The following is an 18661-nucleotide window of genomic DNA, read 5'->3' on the forward strand; positions in this document are numbered from 1 at the left end:
CCGACCCCCATGCCCCAGCTGCGGGAGGTCGCTCTCGGCGGGCGGTCAGCCGGTGGAAGGATCGGGGTCGTGGCGACCGCGGCCGGTGATTTCGAGTTGACGATGGACGAACTGCGGGTCGTCGCGCGGTTCGCGGCCGACAGCGCGCAGGACGTCCTCCCGGTGTTCGAGGACGCCGTGCCCGGTGACCGTCGTCCGCGCGCGGCCCTCGACGCCGCATGGCAGTTCGTCGGGGGCGCGAAACGCACCGCGCTGCAGCGCGTCACCTCGTTGGACGCGCACCGCGCCGCCCGGCAGGCCACCGGCGAAGCCGCTCGGCTCGCGGCGCGCTCCGCCGGTGATGCCGCCTCCGCCGCCTACCTGCACCCGATCGCGAAGGCCACGCAGGTGGGGCACATCCTGCGGGCCGCCGCGAGTGCCGCGCGCGTCGCCGAGCTGACCGCGGGCGAGGATCCGGCGGTCGGCGAGCTGCGGATCGAGCAGGCGCGGCGGCGCGCCACACCGGTCCTGGTCGACGTCCTCCGCCGGTATCCCGCGGCGCCCACCGCCCGGAATCGCGTCGGGCAGCTCATGAGCGGTTTGGACGCTGCCCTGCGCGCCTCCGGCTGACGGGCGGGCAGGTCAGGAGCCGCCGCGCCGTCCCGGTGCGAACGCGCTCTGGGTGGTCAGCCCACCGTCGATCACCAGGAGCTGACCGGTCGTGTAGCGGGATTCGTCCGAGGCCAGGTGCACCATCGCGTGACCGATGTCCGCCGGTTCCCCGATGCTGCGCAGCGAGGTGTTGCGCCGGATCTCGTCGACCACCTCGGTGGGCAGGTTGTCCCGCAACGCCGGGGTCATGGTCGCTCCCGGCGCGATCGCGTTGCAGCGGACTCCCCTGGGCCCGTACTGGGTGGCGATGTAGCGGGTGAGGCTGATGACCCCGGCCTTGGCCGTCCCGTAGGCGCACTGCACCGCATCGCCCTGCACCCCGGCGACCGAGGCGGTGTTGATGATGGAGCCGCCGCCCGCGGCGATCATGTGCGGTATCGCCAGCCGCGAGGCCACCACCGTGCTGCGCACGTTCAGGTCCATCACCCGGTCCCACTCGGCGAGGTCCAGGCTCAGCAGGTCGGTGTCCTTGCTCGGGTCGCTGCCGCCGACGTGGTTGCACAGCACGTGCAGTCCGCCGAACTCGGCGACCGCCTTGTCGATCATCGCCGCGATCGAGTTCTCGTCGAGGACGTCGACGGTCGTGGCGACGGCGTTGCCGCCTTCCTCCCGGATCGTGCGCGCGAGGTGGTCCACGTGCTCCAGGTCCAGATCGGCCAGCAGCACGCGGGCGCCTTCGGCGGCCATCAGCCGGGCGGCGGCGGAACCGATGCCGCCGGCGGCCCCGGTGATGACCGCGGTCTTGTCGTCGAGCCGGTGCATGGGTGCGTCCTTTCGGGTCAACGGGCCACGTCCGCGGCCGGGGTGGCGGGGGTGTCACCGGGTGCGCCGGTGGGGCTCCGGGGGATCAGGGCGGCCAGTCCGATACCGGCCAGCGCGGCGACGATGGCGAGCACGAAGGTCAGCCGGAAGGCCTGCTCGGTCGGCACCTGGGCCGTGCCGAGGGAGGTGGTCATCCGGGCCAGGACGACGCTCATCACCGCGCTCGAGGTGGAGGTGCCGATGGAGCGCATCAGCGCGTTGAGCCCCGTGGCCGCCCCGCTCTCGGTCCGCGGCACCGAGGCCATGATCAACGTGGGCATGGTGGAGTAGACGATGCCGACCCCGGCGCCGGTGATGAGCGACGACAGCACGATCTGCCACACCTCGTCCATCAGCAGCAGCCCGAAGCCGTATCCGCAGGCGATGACCAGCAGTCCGGCCATCAGCCCGGTGCGCGGTCCCCGGCTGGCCGAGATCCGGGCCGAGACCGGGGAGAGCGCCATCATCACCAGACCGGCGGGCGCCAGGGCGAGCCCGGCGGCCAGCATGGACTGCCCGAAGCCGTAGCCGGTGCTCGGCGGTGCCTGCAGCAGCTGCGGGAACGTCAGCGACATCGAGTACATCGAGAAGCCGACCAGCACCGAGGCCAGGTTGGTGAACAGCACCGGGCGGGAGGCCGAAACCCGCAGGTCCACCAGGGGTTGCGGTGAGCGCAGTTCGACCAGCGCCCACCCGAGCAGGATCAGCGCGGCGGCGGCGAGCAACGCCGCGGTGACCCCGGCGCCCCAGGCGCTGCCCTGGATGATCGCCAGCATCAGGCAGCCCAGCCCGGCCGTGAGCCCCAGGGCCCCGACCACGTCGAACCGGCCCGGGGTGCGCACCGGGGATTCGGGGATCAGCAGCACGACGAGCACCAGGCACGCCGCACCGAGCGCGCTGGAGAGCCAGAACAGGAGCTGCCAGTCCGCGAATTGGGTGACCGCGGCGGCCAGCGGCAGCCCGAGCGCGCCACCGACGCCGAGCGTGGCGCCCATCAGCGACACCGAGGTGCCCGCCCGCTCCGGCGGCATTTCGTCGCGCAGCATGCTGATCCCCAGCGGGATGGCACCGGTGGCGCATCCCTGCAGGAAGCGCCCGATGATCATCGGGGTCAACGAGCCGGACATCGCGCACACGAGCGATCCGGCGACCAGCGCGACCATGCTGGCGATCAGCACGCGGCGCTTGCCGTACATGTCGCCGAGGCGGCCGCTGATCGGGGTGATCACCGCGGTGGCGAGCAGCGTCGCGGTCACCACCCACGACGTCGCGGTCGGCGAGGCGTCCAGCAGCCGCGGCAGCACGGGGATGATCGGCACGACCAGCGTCTGCATGAGCGAGACCACGACGCCGCACGCCGAGAGGATCGCGGTGATCGTGCCGGGCGAGGCACGAGGGAGGACGGTCACGGGATTCCTTTGCTGCTAGTTCGGTTCCGGGCAGCGAGCGGCGGCCGGTGCCCCCGGGTCAGGACAGCGCTGCGGCGAGGTGGCTCCCCCGCTGCCGCGGGGCCGGTGCGCATCGCCGGTTCCCCCTCGTGCGCTGCGGCGGATCGCTTGGCGCGACCTCCACCGGGCATCCTTGTGCACCATACACATCATGTGTAGCATACATATCGGGTTCCGCCGCGCGGCGGTGACGAGGGACAGCGAGGAGTGCGCCGTGACGCAGGACCGGTACATCGACGATCTGGAGCGCGAGCTCCTGCTGTTCTCCCGGCACCACCTGTCCCTCAAGCAGTCCCGCCCGGGTCAGCACCTGGAGCGCTCGGCGTACCTGCTGCTCACGCGCCTGGAGACCGACGGGTCGATGTCGCTGCGCGAACTCGCCGAAGCGTTCCGCCTCGACATCTCCACGATCAACCGCCAGGTCGCGACGCTGCTCAAGAACGGGCTCGTCGAGCGGTTCGCCGACCCCCAGGGGGGCATGGCGCGCAGGCTGCGCCCCACGGAAGCAGGGCTGGACCTGCTCGCCGCCGACCGCGAACGCAGCCGCGAAGGCGTGGCCATGGTCGTCACCGACTGGCCGCAGGAACGCATCGCCGCCTTCGCCGAACTGCTGACCAGGTTCAACATCGACATCGAGGCGCTGGAGGGCAACCCCTGGCCGCGCGACCGGGACGCGCGGGACTGAGAGCCCGCGAGCGGCGCCGATGCCTGGGCGGGTGCTTACTCGCTGTGCACGATCTGGATGAGGTTGCCGCAGCTGTCGTCGAGGACCGCTGTGGTGACCGGGCCCGTCCTGGGCGAACCGGACCCCGAGGTCGCGCTGCCGGTCGAACTCCGCGGGCACGTCGGCCACGGCGAAGGAGGCGGCCGGGATGCCGTCGTTGACCAGCGCCGCCTTGTACGGCTTCACGGCGGGATGACCGTCGGTCTCCAGCAGCAGCTCGGTGCCGTCCGGCTCTTCCGGCGGGACGGGTTCGAACCCACCGGGTGATGGTGCGCTCCACGGGCTCGGCGCACAGGTCGACCGGCCCGGCCCTGGCCGGTGAACGGACCGCGCCGCGCCGGAGACCACGGGAGCGGGTCGCCGAGACCGAAAAGTCCGGGCACCGGCCGGGAGATCCGTTGGACGGCCCCGCCGGCGACAGCGAGGATCGGCTCGTGCCCCAGTCGATCCTGCGTTCCGCCCGGATCACGCTCGTCCCGCTGTCGGACGAACACCTCGAGCACGAGGTCGAGCTGGACTCCGACCCGGAAGTGATGCGCTACCTCGGCGACGGCGCCGCGCGCACCCGCGAGGAGGTCGAGCAGGCCCACCGGCGTCGGATCGCGGTGGCTGCGCGCGTGCCCGGCCTGGGCTTCTGGGCCGGATTCGTCGGCAGGTGCTTCGTCGGCTGGTGGATTCTCGAACCGCCGGAACGCGAGGACCAGGGGCCGGTGGCAGGGCAGGCCGAACTCGGATACCGGTTGCTGCGGCGCTACTGGCGCCGGGGCCTCGCGAGCGAAGGCGGCCGCGAACTCCTCCGGCACGGGTTCGAGGACCTCGGGCTGGTGCGGGTGTTCGCCGAGACGATGGCCGTCAACGCCGCTTCCCGCGCCACGATGGCCTCCATCGGCATGGACCACGTCCGCACCTTCCACCGGCGGTGGCAGGATCCGATACCCGGCACCGAACGGGGCGAAATCGAGTACGCGATCACCCAGGACCGCTGGCTCGCGGGGCGGCCGCCCCGCGAGGCCGAGCCCGGCCGATGAGTTCCGGCGTCACCGGATGTCTGCACGGGTGGACCCATCCGCACCACCGGGAGGACAGGATGACGACGCACGCGGTCGGGACGCGCGAACAGTGGCGAGCCGCCTACGAAAAGCAGCTGGCCGAGGAGAAGGAGCTGACCCGCCGGGCCACCGAACTGGCCCGGCAGCGCCAGGAGCTGCCGTGGGTGCGGGTCGACGAGCAGTACCGGTTCGACACCACCTCCGGTCCGCGCACGCTCGCCGAGCTGTTCGACGGACGCTCGCAGCTGATCGTGCGGCACTTCATGCACGGCCCGAACACCCCGGAGGGCTGCCCGGGCTGCACCTTCGAAACGGACAACCTGATCGGCGCGGTGCCGCACCTGGCGCGCCGGGACGTGACGTTCCTGCTCTCCTCGCGCTCGCCGCTGCCGGTGCTCACCGCGTACAAGCAGCGGATGGGCTGGGACGTCGAGTGGGTGTCCTCCGGCCGCAGCGACTTCGACGCCGACTTCTTCTCCTACATGCACGTCCCGACGCCCCACCGGGACTACGGGTCGGGCAGCGGCAGCATGCTCGAGGTGATGGAGCTGATGGCGCTGAGCTGCTTCGCGCTGGAGGACGGGATCGTGTACCACACCTACTCGACCTACGATCGCGGCACCGAGGCGCTGAACGCGACCTGGCAGCTGCTCGACCGCGCACCCCGCGGTCGCGGCGAGGACTTCTCCGGCTGGCCCCGCAAACGCGACGAGTACCCCGCATAGCGGGCCGGGGCCGGGTGGCGCGGTGCCTTCGCCGCCGGAGCCGGACGCTGCCGTCCACCCGCTCGCGCCGGCCGCGTGCCGGTCGAGCGGCACCGCGGCACCCGGCCCCGGGGCGGGGAACGACCGCGTCGGATCGTGCGCGGGATGAGCAGGCGCACGATCCGACGTCGGTGCTGCTCAGCCCCCTAGTCCCCGGCCACCACGGTCGAGGTGAATCCGGCGCTCGTCGGGCGGCGCAGCGGAACGTCGGCCTGGGTACGGCGCAGTACCTCCTTCCTGCTGAGGCCGAGCCCCTCCGCGAGGAGCCGTTCCGGGCGCACCGGTACCGGGTCCGCGAAGACGACCTCCACCCGGACCGGCCACACCCTTCCCGGCCATGCCGACCGGGTGTCCAACCGCCAGGCCCCCGTCCAGTCCAGGGCGAAGCGGTTGCGGCGGGCGAGCCGCGGATCCAGCAGCTTGGACGCCACCAGCTCCGGATCGTTGACGCGGTAGCCGTGGAGCTCGACCGGATCGACGGATCGGACCGGCACTCGCTCGTGCACGGTGAGCTTGCTCGTCCGGTCGCAGGATGTGCAGCGGACCAGCAACCACACGTCCAGCAGCTTGCCGTTGGCGTTGACGCGGAACCTGCCCGGGCCGGTGGTGGCCGACCCCGACCGGCAGTCCACGCATCGCAACGACAGCAGGGGCAGCCGGGTCCGACGAACGACCCAAGGCAGCACGGCATGAGGTGGTGAAGACATGAGCTCTCCAGATCTGACACGAGGCCGCTCGCACGCGGCCTCGAACGCCGCATGACCGGGCGCCGACGGGCAGCCCGGCGGAGCCGACGGGACGGTCGGCTCGACGGCGAGCGGGAAAAGGTGTCAGGTCTACAGAGCAGGCGGGGTCACGTGATCTTGTCCTCTGTCCTCACTGCGATGGGGCCGCACGAAACCTACGGCAACGCGCGGGGAAACCCAAGCGGTTTTCCGGTCGGCACTTCGCCGGCGCTGCAGCGGCCGACGTGCGCGACGGCCCGCGACGCTGATCGGTCACCCGCTGCCCGGGCGGCCCGCAGCACGCCGAGGCCCCCGAGGGCGTCCGGCGCTCACACCTGCGCGCTCAGGCGGGTGGTGCTGCGGCCGACGGTGCACACCAGGACGAGGAGGACGGCCGCGGTGAGGGCGTGGGGAACCCGGAGCGCGTCGCTGTCGGTCAGCCAGCGCTCCGCGAGGCTCACCAGGCCACCTCCCGCGACCATCCCCACCGTCGCGACACCCCACGACGCCGTGCCCGCGGCCGCGTTGACCCGGCCGAGCAGCGCAGCCGGGGTGACCCGCTGGCGCAGCGAGGACACCGACACGGTGCAGAGCAGCACGCACGCGTGGGAGACGAACAGCATGACCGCGACCACCGGCACCACGGGTGCGGCGGCCATCACGAGGTGGCAGATCCCGGTGCCGGCGAGGCCGGTCATGGGCAGCCAGCCCGCAGGCAGGCGCGCGGCGACCCGCCCGCCGAACTGGCCGCCGAGGATCCCGCCGGCGGCCGCGGTGAGCATGAGCAGGCCGAACTGCGCGGAGCCCAACCCCAGAGTCGTTCGGGCGAACAGGACCTGGGTGGCCAGGACGGTCGCGTAGGCGAGGTTGAACAGCATCGTCACGCCGACCAGGCGCCGCAGCAGCGGCGAGGCCCGGATCGTCGTGATACCGGCGCCGAACCGGCGCCACCCCGAGTCCCGGTCGTCCGCGAGGCGCGGTTCCCGGTGCTCGTCCCGGCACAGGCGGAGGAGCAACGCCGGGACCAGCGCGCAGATCCCGGCGTTGAGGAACAGCGCGGGCGCGGCGCCCGCGGTCAGGACGAAACCACCGGCGGGGCGCCCCAGGAACTCCTGCGCGGTGATCTCCGCCGTGCGGAACTGGCCGTTGGCCGCCTCCAGGTGCCCGCGGGCGACGAGCCGGGGGATCGCCGTTACCGCGGCGGTGTCGTAGAACACCTCGGCCAGACCGAGCGCGAACGCGACGACCAGCAGCGCTTCGAGGGACAACCGGCCGGTGACCGCAGCCAGGCCCAGCCCCGCCCACAGCAACGCCCGGACGGTCGCCGCCGCGGCCATCGTCGCGAACCGCGGGAGGCGGTCGATCACAGCCCCGGCGGGGATCGCGGCGACCAGCCACGGCAACCGCCCCGCCGCGGCGACGGCGCCGACCAGGAACGCCTCGTCGGTCACCGTGGTCGCGATCCACGGCAGGGCGATCAGCGCGACCCCGTCGGAGAGGTTCGAGGTCAACGAGGCGCTCCAGAACCGCCAGAACCTCCACCCCAGGACGGCCGCGGCCACTCGTACTCCCTCCCAGCGACACCGGGCGGGAAAAATAGCAGGCACCGACCGTGCTTCGCCTCCTAATATCCGGCTTCAGCGACCACCGGGAAGCGACGACCGAAGGGAGCCCGATGTGAGCCGGGCGGACCTGATCGCCGTGCTCGCCGAGCACTACGACCTCCAGGTGCACGATCTCGTCCCGGTCGGCACCGGGGCCGACCTCGCGGCGAGCTTGTGGCGGGCAACCGACCGGGACGGCGGCCGGTTCGCGGTCAAGTGGACCGGCGGCGGGTCACCCGCCGGTCTCGTCCTGCCCGCCGCGCTGGACACCGCCCGACCCGGCAGCGCGCCCCGACCACTCCCCTCGCGCACCGGTGCGCTGTGGGTCGACACCGCAGGAGGACGTCTGTCGGTGGTGCAGTGGGTCCCCGGCACCAGCGCGCTCGACGCGGACCTCGGGCGCGCGGAGTGGCACGCGCTGGGAGACCTCCTCGCCGCCCTGCACGACCTTCCCCGCACCGCGGAACTGCGCCGGTGGGTGCCGCGCGAGGAGTTCGACCCGAGCCGGTGGGTGGACCTGTTCGACCGCGTCGATGCCGCGCTCGACGTGCCCGGACCCGCCGACGACCTGACCCGGGACCTGACCGTGGCATGGCGGGACCGCCGCGAGGACCTGCGCGCGGTGCGCGAGCGCACCACCCGACTGGGGCGGGCGCTGCGGACCCGGGCCGCGCTCCCGGAATTCGTCCCGTGCCACGCCGACCCGCACCGGGGCAACCTCGTCCGCACCGCCGACGGCGCCGTGGCGCTGATCGATTTCGACGACGCCACCCTCGCACCCCGCGAGCGGGACCTGATGTTCGTCCTCGGTGGCGGCGTCCTCGCCGACCTGCCCGCCACACCGCAGCAGCAGGCGTGGTTCCTCGACGGCTACGGCCCGCACGACGTCGACGGCGACCTGCTCGCCTACTACCGCGGCGCCCGCGTGCTGGAGGACCTCGCCGAACTCGCCGGCGTCGTCCTGGACCCCCGCAGCACGACCGAGGACCGGCGCACCGGCCTCGGCCACGTCACCGGAGCCCTCTCCCCGACCGGACTCCTGGCCCAGGCCCTCACCCCCTGATGCCCGCGCGGGGTGGCGGGGCTCGTACCCCACCGCCGGGTCAGGTCGTCACGCGCATCGGCTGGCCGCGGGTGATGACCCGCAGCTCGTCGTAGGTGGTGGAGAAGACCGTGTTCGGGGTTCCCGCGGCCGCCCAGATCACGGTGTGCTCGGCGAGGCTCTCGTCGACCACGGTGGTGATCGGCGCCGGGTGCCCCACGGGTGCCACCCCACCGATGGCCTGCCCGGTGGCCGCGCGCACCTGGTCGGGCGTGGCCCGGGTGATGGGGCCGCTGCCGAGGCGGGCGGCCAGCGCCGCCGGGTCGACGCGGTGGGCACCGCTGGTCATCACCAGCAGCGGGGCCTCGTCGCAGCGGAACACCAGGCTGTTGGCGATCGCGGCGATCGGGCAGCCGAGCGCGCGGGCCGCGTCGGCGGCGGTGCGGGTGGAGTCGGGCAGGTGCCGCACCGTCGAGGTGATGCCCGCCTGGCGGAGCGCGGCGGCGACTGTGCGGCTCGTGGGAGGGAGCTGGTCGATCTCGTGGGTGCTCACCGGGAGGTCCTTCCAGGGATCGTGCTGCCGGAGCGGCGGTGCTGCGGGGCGCCGATGCACCGCGGTCCGCGGTCGCGGACGGCGGCCACGATACGGCGGGCCGTGACCGGTCGGCTCCCCGCCGCGCGGGGTCATCGGCCGTGACGTCGGGCAAGCCGCCCATCCTCTCCGGCTTCGGGGAACATCGGGACAGCGGTGGGCGCTGAGAACGATCATGGTCAGGGTGTGAGACTTCACTGGACTATGCCAGGCCGAACTATTGGATCGCTGGCGGACGCACTCTCATGCCGATGAGCGCGCGCAGCTCGGAAGAGGCCCGGTCCCGGCGTCCAGAGCCGTTGCCGCACAGAAGGCCAGCTCAGGTACCTGATGCACGTCGAGTGGGAGGGACGTGGCCCGACTGCGTCAGCGGCTGACGAACCCAGCCGGGCAGGAGGGCGTACAGCCGGGCCACGCGCTACGCACCCTGTTGGCGGTTGAGCCCGGGCGAGTGGGTCACAGGACGCAGCGGGCACCTTCGGGCGGTGTCTTCAGATCGACCAGGTATGCGAGGACGTTGTCGTTGATGCACGCGTTGTCACCGACCAGTGCGACACCGTGCTGCTCACCCTCCACGGTCAGCAGGCTGCCGCCGAGTGCCTCGGCCAGGTCGAGGCCGGCTTGGTATGGGGTGGCCACGTCCCCGGTGGTCGACACGGTCAGCGTCGGTGGCAGCCCGGCGACGTCGTCGGCGAGCCAGGGGCCGGTCCTGGAAGGCGGTTTCGGCCATGCCTCGCACGCGTAGTGGCTCCGCTCCACCGGCCTGCCGTCGTCCATGAACGGCGCCGCTTCGCGGATCCGGCGGTTCATCTCGGTCTGCTCGGCCGGTGTGCGGCGGGGCCAGTCCATGCACCGGATCGCGAGGAAGCTCTCCATCAAACCGTTGTAGCGGCCGTCCGGTCCGCGGCCGGTCATCTGGTCGCGCAGCGCGAGCAGGATGTCACCCCGACCCTCGGCCAGTTCGGTGAGCCCGTCGATGAGTTGGGGAAGCAGACGCTCGGCGCGCATCCCGGTCGCCGCAGCGGTGATAGCGTCGTTGTAGCCAAGGCCGCGGCCGTCGGTGGTCGGCGCGGGCTGGTCGACCAGTGGCCGCGTCAACGCCTGGAACCTCTCGGTCGCGCGAGCCGGGTCGGTCCCCAGTGGACAGTCCGGAGTCTCCGCGCATTCCTCGGCCAACCGGTCGAAGCCCTCCTGGCTTGCCGCGGCTTGCGCGATGGTCAGCTCGACCGGGTTCTTGCCGGGGTCGACCGCACCGTCGAGGACCAGCGCGCGCACCTTCTCCGGGAACGTCTGCGCGTAGACCCCGCCCAGCTCGGTCCCGTAGCTGTAGCCGAGGAAGGTCAGCTTCTCGTCGCCCAGGACCTCCCGCAGCACGTCCATGTCCCGCGCGGTCTCCCGGGTGCCGACGCTGGTGAGCGCGTCCGCTCCCCCCGCGCTCTCCGCGCACCGCCGCATGATCTCCCGGGCGTGCTCCTCGCTGGCGGCGCCGTGTTGGTCCAGCGCGTTGTCGAAGCCCGCGGCACGATCATCAGCGTCGGCATCGGTGAAGCAGTCCAACCGGGGCGACGAGGCGCCAACACCGCGGGGGTCGAACCCGATGATGTCGAACCGCCGCCCGAGCACTCCCGTGGTCCACAGTGGATTCGACGAGGCCATGGTGGCGACGAAGTTCATCCCCGAACCGCCGGGACCGCCCGGGTTGACGAAGAGCGACCCGATCTTCTCGCCACTGGCCGGGATCCTCAGCAGGGCGATCTCACCGCGAGCCCCGTCCGGGTTGTCGTAGTCCAAGGGAACCTGCACCCGCGCGCAGTCGAGGCGCTCGTTGGCGAACAGCTTCTCGTCGGTGGGCGTCGTCGCGAAGGGGCCGCACGGTTCGAACGCGACCTGCTGGTCGTGGAATTCGGTCAGGTCCGGTGGCGGTGCCTCGGGCGGGGGCGGTGTGGCGCAGGCGCTCGCGAGAGCCAGCGACGCGGCTCCCATGACGAGCAGTTTCGAGCGCGTACCGAACACAGGAACTCCTTGGTAGGGGTGACTTGCCGCATCGACGCTAGGACCGCCGGTCGCTCACGCGGATCCACCGCAGGACTCGGAACGCCTGACCGAAGTCGGAACCGCGCCTCCGTCTTCGGTGGGAGCCGGCGGGGGCGGTCACCTGTCTAGACTCGGCACCGTGAACGACGCAGCGCACAGCCGGCGCCGGGACCGGGCCGCCGACGGTGGGCTGTTCGTGCTCGCGGTCCTGGCCGGGCTCGCGGTGGCGGTCCTCCGGCGGGAGATCGCGCCGGCACCCGGCTGGATCATGACCGCCGACGCCGCCGTCGGGGCGCTCGGCTGTCTCGCGCTCTGGTGGCGACGCCGCTACCCGACGGTGCTGGCCGCCATCCTGGTGGCACTGACCACCTTCTCGGAGACCGCCTCACCCGCGGCGCTGATCATGTTGTTCACCATGGCCGTCCACCGCTCGACGTGGACCGTCGTGCTGCTCGCCGTGAGCAGCGTGCTCACCCACACCGTCTACCTGACGTTGCGGCCGATGCCCATGGTGTCGATGTGGGTGTTCGTCTCGTGGCTCCTTCTCGTGCACGTCGTGGTCGTCGCGTGGGGTCTGCTGCGGCGCGGCCGCCACCAGCTCATCGCGTCGCTGCGGGAACGGGCCGTCGCCGCCGAGGTCGAGGCCCAGCTGCGCACCGAGCACGCCAGGCTCGAGGCCCGCGAGGCGCTGGCCCGGGAGATGCACGACGCGCTCGGTCACCGGCTGTCCCTGCTCACCATCAACGCGGGCGCACTGGCCTACCACCGCGCCGCCACGGCCGAGGAGACCCAACGGGCCGCGGAGTTGATCCGGGAAAGCGCCCACCGCGCGCTCAAGGACCTGCGCGAGGTCATCTCGGTGCTGCGCGCCCCGGACGGTGACGTGCCGCTTCCCGGCGTCACGGACATCGCCGAACTCGTCGAGGAAACCGCCCGCACCGGCACCGACGTACGGCTGCGCGACGAGCCGGGCGTGTGCACCGGTGCCCACGCGGTCCCGACGGCCTTGGGTCGCACCCTGTACCGGTTCGTGCAGGAGGCACTGACCAACGCGCGCAAGCACGCTCCCGCCGCGCCGGTCGCCGTCACGATCACGGCCGAACCCGGCGCGCACCTGAGCGCGGAGGTCGTCAACGAAGCGCCACCCGTGCGCCCCGCGGCGGCACCGGCTGGCTCCGGGGTGGGGCTGCGCGGCCTGGCCGAACGGGTCACGCTCGTCGGCGGCGACCTCCGGCACGGCCCGACCCGCGCTGGCGGCTGGCGGCTGGCGGTCCGGCTACCGTGGCAGACGTGACCGAGGAAGCACCGGGCGACGCCCCGGCCATCGCGGTGCTGATCGCCGACGACGATCCGGTCGCGCGCTTCGGGCTGACCATGATGCTGCGCGGCGCCGCCGACGTGCGGGTGGTCGCCGAGGCGTGCGACGGCTCCGAGGTGATCGAGCTGGCTACCCGCCACGCACCCGACGTGGTCCTGATGGACATCCGCATGCTCGGAACCGACGGCATCACCGCCACCGAGACCCTCCGCGCCCGCGACGACACCCCCCAGATCGTCGTGCTCACCACCTTCGACTCCGACGCCCACGTCCTGCGCGCCCTACGCGCGGGCGCGGCTGGTTTCCTGCTCAAGGACACCCCGCCCGAGGAACTCGTCGTCGCCATCCGTCAGGCCGCGCAAGGCAAACCGGTGCTCTCGCCCGAGGTCACGCGCCGCCTCATCGACCGCGTCGCGGGCGCGGAACCCGGACGTGACGCCCGCGCCGAAGCAGCACGCCGACGCCTGGACACCCTCGCCCCGCGCGAACGCACCGTGGCCATCGACGTCGGCGCCGGGCGCTCCAACGCCGAAATCGCCGCCCGCCACCACCTGGGCCTGGCCACCATCAAGACCCACGTCTCGGCCATCCTCACCAAGCTGGATCTCGACAACCGCGTCCAAATCGCCCTACTCGTCCACGACGCCGACCTCGACCCCCAAGCCTGAGCCGACCCGGCCCCTGGCCGCCGTCGAGCGGCTGGCAGTGGGCAGACCGCTGTTTGCCATCGGTGAACACCACCCCGGGCGGGCCCAACGGTCATTACCGTCCAGTCGCATGACGGCGGTCACCACCCGTGCGGTCGAATACCCGGCCGACGACCTGACGATGATCGGGTACCTCGCGCTCCCGGCCGGTGCCGAGCGCCGGCCCGCAGTCCTGATCGGACCCGAGGGGATGGGACTCAGCGATGTCGAGCGCCGGCGGGCCGAGGCCCTGGCCGAGCTGGGGTACGTGGCGCTGGCCTTCGACCTCCACGGCGGACGCTACTTGGAAGACCCGGAGGACATGTTGGCCCGTTGCATGCCGCTGCTCGCCGATCCCGACCGCATGCGCGGAATCGGTCACGCCGCGCTCGGTGTGCTGCGTGCCGAATCACGGGCAGACCCCGACCGGACCGCCGCCGTCGGCTACGGCACCGGGGGCGCAGTCGCACTGGAACTCGGTCGCGATGGCGTCGACCTGCGCGCGATCGGGACGGTCAACGCACTGACCACGGGCCGACCGGGCGAGGCGGCACGCATCCGCTGCCCGGTGTGGGCCGGGGTCGGGTCGGAAGACCCGATCATGCCGCCCGCGCAACGGGAGGCGTTCACCGCGGAGATGCAGGCCGCGGGCGTCGACTGGCGCCTCGTGGTCTACGGAGGAGCCCTCCACGCCTTCCACCACCCACCGGTCGACCACACCGCGCCTCCCGGCGTCGGCTACCACCCACGGCACGCACGGCGAGCCTGGCGCGACATCGTCGCCCTGCTCGCCGAGTGCCTGCCCGTCACGGATCCGATCGACTCCTGACACCCACTCCTGCCCGCCGCGGCCGAGCAGGTTCAGGTTGCGGTGCTCGAGCGGCGACAGGCGGGCGATGTCCTCGTCTCGGACCTCGTGGCCTTCGACGTGAAGCTGGGCGACGGCGGCGTCGGTGTTCTTCGTGGTCCACAGCACGATGGCGTTGCGGACCAGCCGAGTGCACCGAGCTGGTCCTCCATCCCGGGCCAGCTCGTGGCGGGATTCCCGCACCGCATCGCCGGTCGCGGCCTGCCCGTCACGGCTCTGCGAGAGGTCGAAGACCTCCCCCGCCGTGGTGCCCCCTGGGGTCAGGGCTTGATGAGGACCTTGAGGCTGGTGCGGTCGGCCATGTCCTGGTAGCCGGCGGGGACGCCGTCGAGGTCGGTGGTGGCGTCGAAGACCTTACCCGGTTCGATGCTGCCGTCGAGGATGTCGGGCATGAGTTCCTCGATGTAGGCGCGGACCGGAGCCGGGCCGCCGGCGAGGCGGATGTTGTGGCGGAACAGGCTGCCGAAGCCGATCGGTGCGTCCTCGTACTGCGGGACGCCGACGCGGCTGATGACGCCGCCGGGGCGGACGACCCCGAGGGCCTGTTCGTAGGCGGGCAGGTGGCCGACGGCCTCCAGGACCGCGTGGGTGCCGTGCCCGCCGGTGAGCTCGCGGACCGCGGCGATGCCTTCCTCGCCGCGGGCGGCCACGACGTCGGTGGCGCCGAACTGCCGGCCGAGGTCGGTGCGCGCCGGGTGGTGGCCCATGAGGATGATCTGCTCGGCGCCGAGGCGCTTGGCCGCCAGCACCGCCAGCAGGCCGACGGCGCCGTCACCGATCACGGTGACGCGGGTGCGCGCGTTGACCCCGCCCGCCACGGCGGCGTGGTAGCCGGTGCCGAACACGTCCGAGAGCGTCAGCAACGACGGCATGAGCGCCGAGTCCGGCGCGACGGGGAGCTTGACGAGGCTGCCGTCGGCGAGCGGGACGCGGGCCGCTTCGGCTTGGCCGCCCTCCTCCGGCACACCGCCGTCCCAGAAGGTGCCGTGCTCGCAGGAGGTGTGCAGGCCCTCGCGGCAGAACTCGCAGGTGTTGTCGGAGAGGGCGAAGGGGGCGACGACGAGGTCGCCCGCCTTGACGGTGGTCACCTCGGAGCCGGTGTCCTCGACGATGCCGATGAACTCGTGGCCCATCCGGGCGGGGCCGTCCGCCGGGGACACCGCCTCCACCCTGGACCGGGCCGAGCTGGTCGCCCACTACGCCGACCTCGGGGCCCGCGCCGTCACCGCGCTGCGGCAACGCCCGGCCACGGCGCTGGTCCCTGGCCGGGCTCCGGTGCGGTGGCACCGTGGTCCGAGGCGATCCGGATCGTGCTGATGGAGTCGGTGGTGCACCTCCTCGACGTGCTCGACGCGCTGGGACGCGCCCCGGAGGTCGCACCGGCGGCACTGCGCGAGACGGCCCACCTGCTCGCCGAGGTCGCCGAACCGGTGGGGCTGATCGAGGCCGCCACCGGGCGCAGCAGCCGCTCGCCGCTGCCCGTCCTGCGCTGACCCCCGCGCCGTAGGATGCGCGACGCCGCCCGCCGCGGGCGGCACGGTGCGAGGTGAGCGCGATGGACGAGCGGATCGAACGGCACGCGTTCCACGCCTGGCCCGCCCCGGTCACCCGGCGGGTCGGCGGCTGGTGGGTGCGGCACACACCGGGGGTGCGGCGGCTGCGCTCCGGCAACGCCGCCCTGCCCGGTGACGGGCCCGCCCCGCTGGCCGAGGTCGAGGAGTTCTACCGGGAGCGCGGCCTGCCCACCGCCGTGCAGGTCAGCCCGGCCGCGCGGCACCGCGCGCTGGATGCGCACCTGGAGGCCCGCGGCTACCGCCGGGAGGTGCCGGTGCACGTGCTCACCGCCGCCACCGGCACCGTCGCCCGCGCCGAACCCGGGTGGGCGGTCGACGTCGAGGCCGGGCCCACCGCGCGCTGGCAGGAGGCGTTCGTCGAGCTCGACGGGGAGGACGACGCCCGCGAGGTCGCCGAGGAGGTGGTCGCGGCGATCCGGCTGCCCGCCGCCCGCACCAGCGTCACCGCAGGCGACCGGGTCCTCGGCATCGGCCTGGTGGTGGGCGGGGACGACCGGTGGGCCGGGATCTACTGCATGACCACCCGTCCCGAGCACCGCGGGCGGGGCGTGGCGGCGGCGATCCTGCGGGCCGGGGCGCGGTGGGCCGCCGAGCACGGCATCCCGGGTCTGTACCTGCAGGTCGCCGAGTCCAACGCGGCCGCGCGGTCGCTCTACGCGCGCGCCGGGTTCGACCACGCCTACGGCTACCACTACCGCCTGCGGTGATCCCCTACTCGCCGGCGCGGTCCAGGATTTCCTCCACCACCGCGGTTTTCGCCTCGGCGTAGTGCTGCACGTGGCGCCAGGTGCGCCGCGCGAGGTCGCGTTTGGCGCGGGCGTAGGCGTCCCGGTCGGCGTCGTGGGCGCGGAGCCGGTCGCGGAAGCGCAGCATCCGGTCGATCTCGGCGGCGCCGGCGCTGAACACGTGGAGGTTGACGGCGGGATCGGCGCGGGTGAGCATCCGGTGCTCGAACCAGTCGGGTTCGCGGATCCGCAGCGCGTAGCCCGCCGCCTCCAGCGCCGGGACGTAGTCCCGCTCGGCGGCGGAGTCCGCGACGACCAGCAGCACGTCCAGGACGGGTTTGGCGCACAGCCCCGGCACCGAGGTCGAACCGACGTGCTCCACCCGCACCGGGCCGAGGGCGCGGCGGATCCGCTCGGCTTCCCCGGCGAACCGCCCGGGCCAGCGTGGGTCGTACTCGGCGAGGGCGATGGGGGCCTCGTGCGGGGGCGCCTCTCCCACGGTGCGCTCCCGCAGGTCCGCGTCGCTGGTCGGGGGATGGTCCGGTGCCATCGGCTGCTCCTTCGCCACGAGGTCAGCCGGTCAGTATCGCACGGCGCGCTCGCCGGGACGAGGATCGATCCGCCGCACGAAAAGATTCCCCAACGTTCCTCGAAGCGGCTATGGTAGGGAACGATGACGGAAGAAATGTACTCCGTCGAGCAGGTCGCCGACCTGCTCGGCCTGCACGTGCGGACGGTGCGCGGCTACATCCGGTCCGGGCGGCTGACCGCGGTGCGGATCGGCAAGCAGTACCGGATCGCCCGCACCGACCTCGACGCGCTGACCGGCCGCGCCGCACCGGAACGGCCCGCCGGGCCCGCGGCGGTGGAGGTGTCGAGCATCGTGCAGGTCGACGGGGTCGACCGGGCCGCGGCCGACCGGCTGAGCACGCTCGTGCTGGCCGCCGCCGGAGGGGACGCGCGGCACCCGCTGCGGGTCCAGACCGTGCACGACGAGGAGCGCCACCGGATGAAGTTCGTGGTCCTGGGCGGGGCCGCCGCCACCGCCGATCTGCTGCACCTGCTGGATTCCGTGCTCGATCCCGACGCGGGACTGCTGGGCGAGGAGGCCGGGAATGCCTGACGTGCTGCAGGAGCGGGCCGGGGTGCCGGTGCTGGTGTGCGACCCGGACGGGCCCGCGGTGACCACCGAGCAGGACGCGCTGGACCTGATCGGCGCGGCGTTCCTCGGCGCCGAGGTGGTGGCCGTGCCCGCGAGCCGCCTCGACGAGCGCTTCTTCTCGCTGGGCAACCGCTTCGCCGGGGAGGTGCTGCAGAAGTTCGCCAACTACCGGCTGCGCCTGGTGGTCCTCGGCGACATCTCCCGCCACCTGGAGGCGAGTTCCGCCCTGCGCGCCCTCGTCCGGGAGTCGAACCGGTCCCGGCAGGTGTGGTTCCTCCCGGATCTCGACGCGCTGGACGCCCGCTTGGGCGCGGGCTGACCGGTCACCCGCGCACCCGGGGCCACGGCTTCGCCGGGGTTCGCGCGGGGCTTGCGGCGCGTCGTTGTAACAATTAATGTTACGACCAGGACCGAGGGGTGAGAGGCGGGATTCCGGCGTGAGCGCCAACAGCAGGCTGACCATCGCGGCGCACGCCTTGACGTGGATCGGGCTGTACCAGCGGCGCGGCCACGAGGTCGCCACCTCCGAGCAGATCGCCACGAGCGTCAACACCAACCCGGTGGTGATCCGCCGCCTGCTGGCCGAGCTGCGCAAGGCGGGCCTGGCCGATTCGCAGCGGGGGGCGGGGGCAGGCTGGATGCTCGTGCGGGACCTGGCGGCGATCACCCTGCTCGACGTCTACCAGGCGATCGAGCCGGGTCCGGTCTTCGCCCTGCACCGCGCGGCGCCGGACCCCGAGTGCGTCGTGGGCCGCGGCATCGGACCGGCGATGACCGCCGTGTACGACGAGGTGGAGGCCGCCCTGCGCGGGGAGCTGGCCAGGACCACGCTGGAGGACGTGCTGCGGGACGTCTTGAACGCCGCCTGACCTCGGACGCCGACTCCCCCGCGAC

21 protein-coding genes and 2 pseudogenes are annotated in these 18661 nt (G+C 73.0%); 13 read left to right on the forward strand and 10 right to left on the reverse strand.

Going from position 1 to position 18661, the window contains the following annotated elements; genetic code table 11:
- Positions 1-69: 69 nt before the first annotated feature.
- The gene (locus ACQP0T_RS14205; RefSeq protein WP_433868492.1) at positions 70-609 is read left to right on the forward strand and encodes a putative immunity protein; all 540 of its coding nucleotides are present in this window, start codon (positions 70-72) and stop codon (positions 607-609) included.
- Between the two features lie 12 nt (positions 610-621).
- Here ACQP0T_RS14205 and ACQP0T_RS14210 read toward each other — a convergent pair whose 3' ends face one another.
- The gene (locus ACQP0T_RS14210; RefSeq protein WP_433868493.1) at positions 622-1413 is read right to left on the reverse strand and encodes an SDR family NAD(P)-dependent oxidoreductase; all 792 of its coding nucleotides are present in this window, start codon (positions 1411-1413) and stop codon (positions 622-624) included.
- 17 nt (positions 1414-1430) lie between these two features.
- A complete protein-coding gene (locus ACQP0T_RS14215; RefSeq protein ID WP_433868494.1) occupies positions 1431-2861 on the reverse strand; it encodes an MFS transporter in 1431 nt (476 codons plus the stop codon).
- Positions 2862-3114: 253 nt separating this feature from the next.
- Here ACQP0T_RS14215 and ACQP0T_RS14220 point away from each other — a divergent pair, with 253 nt between their 5' ends.
- The gene (locus ACQP0T_RS14220) at positions 3115-3585 is read left to right on the forward strand and encodes a MarR family winged helix-turn-helix transcriptional regulator (RefSeq protein ID WP_433868495.1); all 471 of its coding nucleotides are present in this window, start codon (positions 3115-3117) and stop codon (positions 3583-3585) included.
- 35 nt (positions 3586-3620) lie between these two features.
- Here ACQP0T_RS14220 and ACQP0T_RS14225 read toward each other — a convergent pair.
- Positions 3621-3870: pseudogene (locus ACQP0T_RS14225) on the reverse strand (VOC family protein); the annotation flags it as partial.
- A 188-nt stretch (positions 3871-4058) separates the two neighbouring features.
- On the opposite strand from ACQP0T_RS14225, the gene ACQP0T_RS14230 reads away from it, so the two are divergent.
- Entirely contained in the window at positions 4059-4652 is a 594-nt protein-coding gene (locus ACQP0T_RS14230; RefSeq protein ID WP_433868496.1) for a GNAT family N-acetyltransferase, read from the forward strand.
- A 59-nt stretch (positions 4653-4711) separates the two neighbouring features.
- A complete protein-coding gene (locus tag ACQP0T_RS14235; protein WP_433868498.1) occupies positions 4712-5398 on the forward strand; it encodes a DUF899 domain-containing protein in 687 nt (228 codons plus the stop codon).
- A gap of 185 nt (positions 5399-5583) precedes the next feature.
- Here ACQP0T_RS14235 and ACQP0T_RS14240 read toward each other — a convergent pair whose 3' ends face one another.
- Both ACQP0T_RS14240 and ACQP0T_RS14245 read right to left on the reverse strand, forming a co-directional pair.
- Entirely contained in the window at positions 5584-6144 is a 561-nt protein-coding gene (locus tag ACQP0T_RS14240; RefSeq protein WP_433868499.1) for a DUF1062 domain-containing protein, read from the reverse strand.
- A 347-nt stretch (positions 6145-6491) separates the two neighbouring features.
- Entirely contained in the window at positions 6492-7724 is a 1233-nt protein-coding gene (locus ACQP0T_RS14245; RefSeq protein ID WP_433868500.1) for an MFS transporter, read from the reverse strand.
- Between the two features lie 115 nt (positions 7725-7839).
- On the opposite strand from ACQP0T_RS14245, the gene ACQP0T_RS14250 reads away from it, so the two are divergent.
- The gene (locus ACQP0T_RS14250) at positions 7840-8829 is read left to right on the forward strand and encodes a phosphotransferase enzyme family protein (protein WP_433868501.1); all 990 of its coding nucleotides are present in this window, start codon (positions 7840-7842) and stop codon (positions 8827-8829) included.
- 40 nt (positions 8830-8869) lie between these two features.
- Here the strand turns inward: ACQP0T_RS14250 and ACQP0T_RS14255 are convergent, their stop codons facing one another.
- Positions 8870-9361 (reverse strand): YbaK/EbsC family protein, encoded by a 492-nt coding sequence (locus tag ACQP0T_RS14255; protein WP_433868502.1) that lies wholly within the window; start codon positions 9359-9361, stop codon positions 8870-8872.
- A 495-nt stretch (positions 9362-9856) separates the two neighbouring features.
- Entirely contained in the window at positions 9857-11383 is a 1527-nt protein-coding gene (locus ACQP0T_RS14260; RefSeq protein WP_433868503.1) for an alpha/beta hydrolase, read from the reverse strand.
- Positions 11384-11573: 190 nt separating this feature from the next.
- Between ACQP0T_RS14260 and ACQP0T_RS14265 the strand changes: the two genes are divergently transcribed.
- The 3 genes from ACQP0T_RS14265 (at position 11574) to ACQP0T_RS14275 (ending at position 14267) form a co-directional block, all read left to right on the forward strand.
- On the forward strand, positions 11574-12728 hold the full coding sequence (locus ACQP0T_RS14265) for a sensor histidine kinase (protein WP_433868504.1): 1155 nt from the start codon (positions 11574-11576) through the stop codon (positions 12726-12728).
- Entirely contained in the window at positions 12716-13420 is a 705-nt protein-coding gene (locus ACQP0T_RS14270) for a response regulator transcription factor (protein WP_433868505.1), read from the forward strand. Before ACQP0T_RS14265 ends, ACQP0T_RS14270 begins: the two co-directional genes overlap by 13 nt.
- A gap of 109 nt (positions 13421-13529) precedes the next feature.
- A complete protein-coding gene (locus ACQP0T_RS14275; protein WP_433868506.1) occupies positions 13530-14267 on the forward strand; it encodes a dienelactone hydrolase family protein in 738 nt (245 codons plus the stop codon).
- Between the two features lie 78 nt (positions 14268-14345).
- On the opposite strand, the pseudogene ACQP0T_RS14280 reads toward ACQP0T_RS14275, so the two are convergent.
- Together ACQP0T_RS14280 and ACQP0T_RS14285 are read right to left on the reverse strand one after the other, a co-directional pair.
- Positions 14346-14489 (reverse strand): annotated as a pseudogene (locus ACQP0T_RS14280) (hypothetical protein); the annotation flags it as partial.
- Between the two features lie 77 nt (positions 14490-14566).
- Entirely contained in the window at positions 14567-15466 is a 900-nt protein-coding gene (locus tag ACQP0T_RS14285) for a zinc-binding dehydrogenase (RefSeq protein WP_433868507.1), read from the reverse strand.
- 120 nt (positions 15467-15586) lie between these two features.
- Here ACQP0T_RS14285 and ACQP0T_RS14290 point away from each other — a divergent pair, with 120 nt between their 5' ends.
- Both ACQP0T_RS14290 and ACQP0T_RS14295 read left to right on the forward strand, forming a co-directional pair.
- The gene (locus ACQP0T_RS14290; RefSeq protein WP_433868508.1) at positions 15587-15799 is read left to right on the forward strand and encodes a hypothetical protein; all 213 of its coding nucleotides are present in this window, start codon (positions 15587-15589) and stop codon (positions 15797-15799) included.
- Between the two features lie 62 nt (positions 15800-15861).
- Entirely contained in the window at positions 15862-16587 is a 726-nt protein-coding gene (locus ACQP0T_RS14295; protein WP_433868509.1) for a GNAT family N-acetyltransferase, read from the forward strand.
- Positions 16588-16591: 4 nt separating this feature from the next.
- On the opposite strand, the gene ACQP0T_RS14300 is transcribed toward ACQP0T_RS14295, so the two are convergent.
- Entirely contained in the window at positions 16592-17155 is a 564-nt protein-coding gene (locus tag ACQP0T_RS14300) for a GrpB family protein (protein WP_433868510.1), read from the reverse strand.
- 123 nt (positions 17156-17278) lie between these two features.
- Here ACQP0T_RS14300 and ACQP0T_RS14305 point away from each other — a divergent pair, with 123 nt between their 5' ends.
- The 3 genes from ACQP0T_RS14305 (at position 17279) to ACQP0T_RS14315 (ending at position 18636) form a co-directional block, all read left to right on the forward strand.
- Complete coding sequence (locus ACQP0T_RS14305) at positions 17279-17728, forward strand: helix-turn-helix domain-containing protein (protein WP_433868511.1); 450 nt, start codon at positions 17279-17281, stop codon at positions 17726-17728.
- Positions 17721-18086: a DUF4180 domain-containing protein gene (locus tag ACQP0T_RS14310; RefSeq protein ID WP_345366199.1), complete on the forward strand. Its 366-nt coding sequence runs from the start codon at positions 17721-17723 to the stop codon at positions 18084-18086. The genes ACQP0T_RS14305 and ACQP0T_RS14310 overlap by 8 nt, the downstream gene beginning before the upstream one ends.
- Before the next feature lie 118 nt (positions 18087-18204).
- The gene (locus ACQP0T_RS14315; RefSeq protein WP_433868512.1) at positions 18205-18636 is read left to right on the forward strand and encodes an Rrf2 family transcriptional regulator; all 432 of its coding nucleotides are present in this window, start codon (positions 18205-18207) and stop codon (positions 18634-18636) included.
- Positions 18637-18661: the final 25 nt, after the last annotated feature.

The sequence above is a fragment of the Saccharopolyspora sp. CA-218241 genome, from assembly GCF_050954615.1.
Lineage (GTDB): Bacteria > Actinomycetota > Actinomycetes > Mycobacteriales > Pseudonocardiaceae > Saccharopolyspora > Saccharopolyspora cebuensis.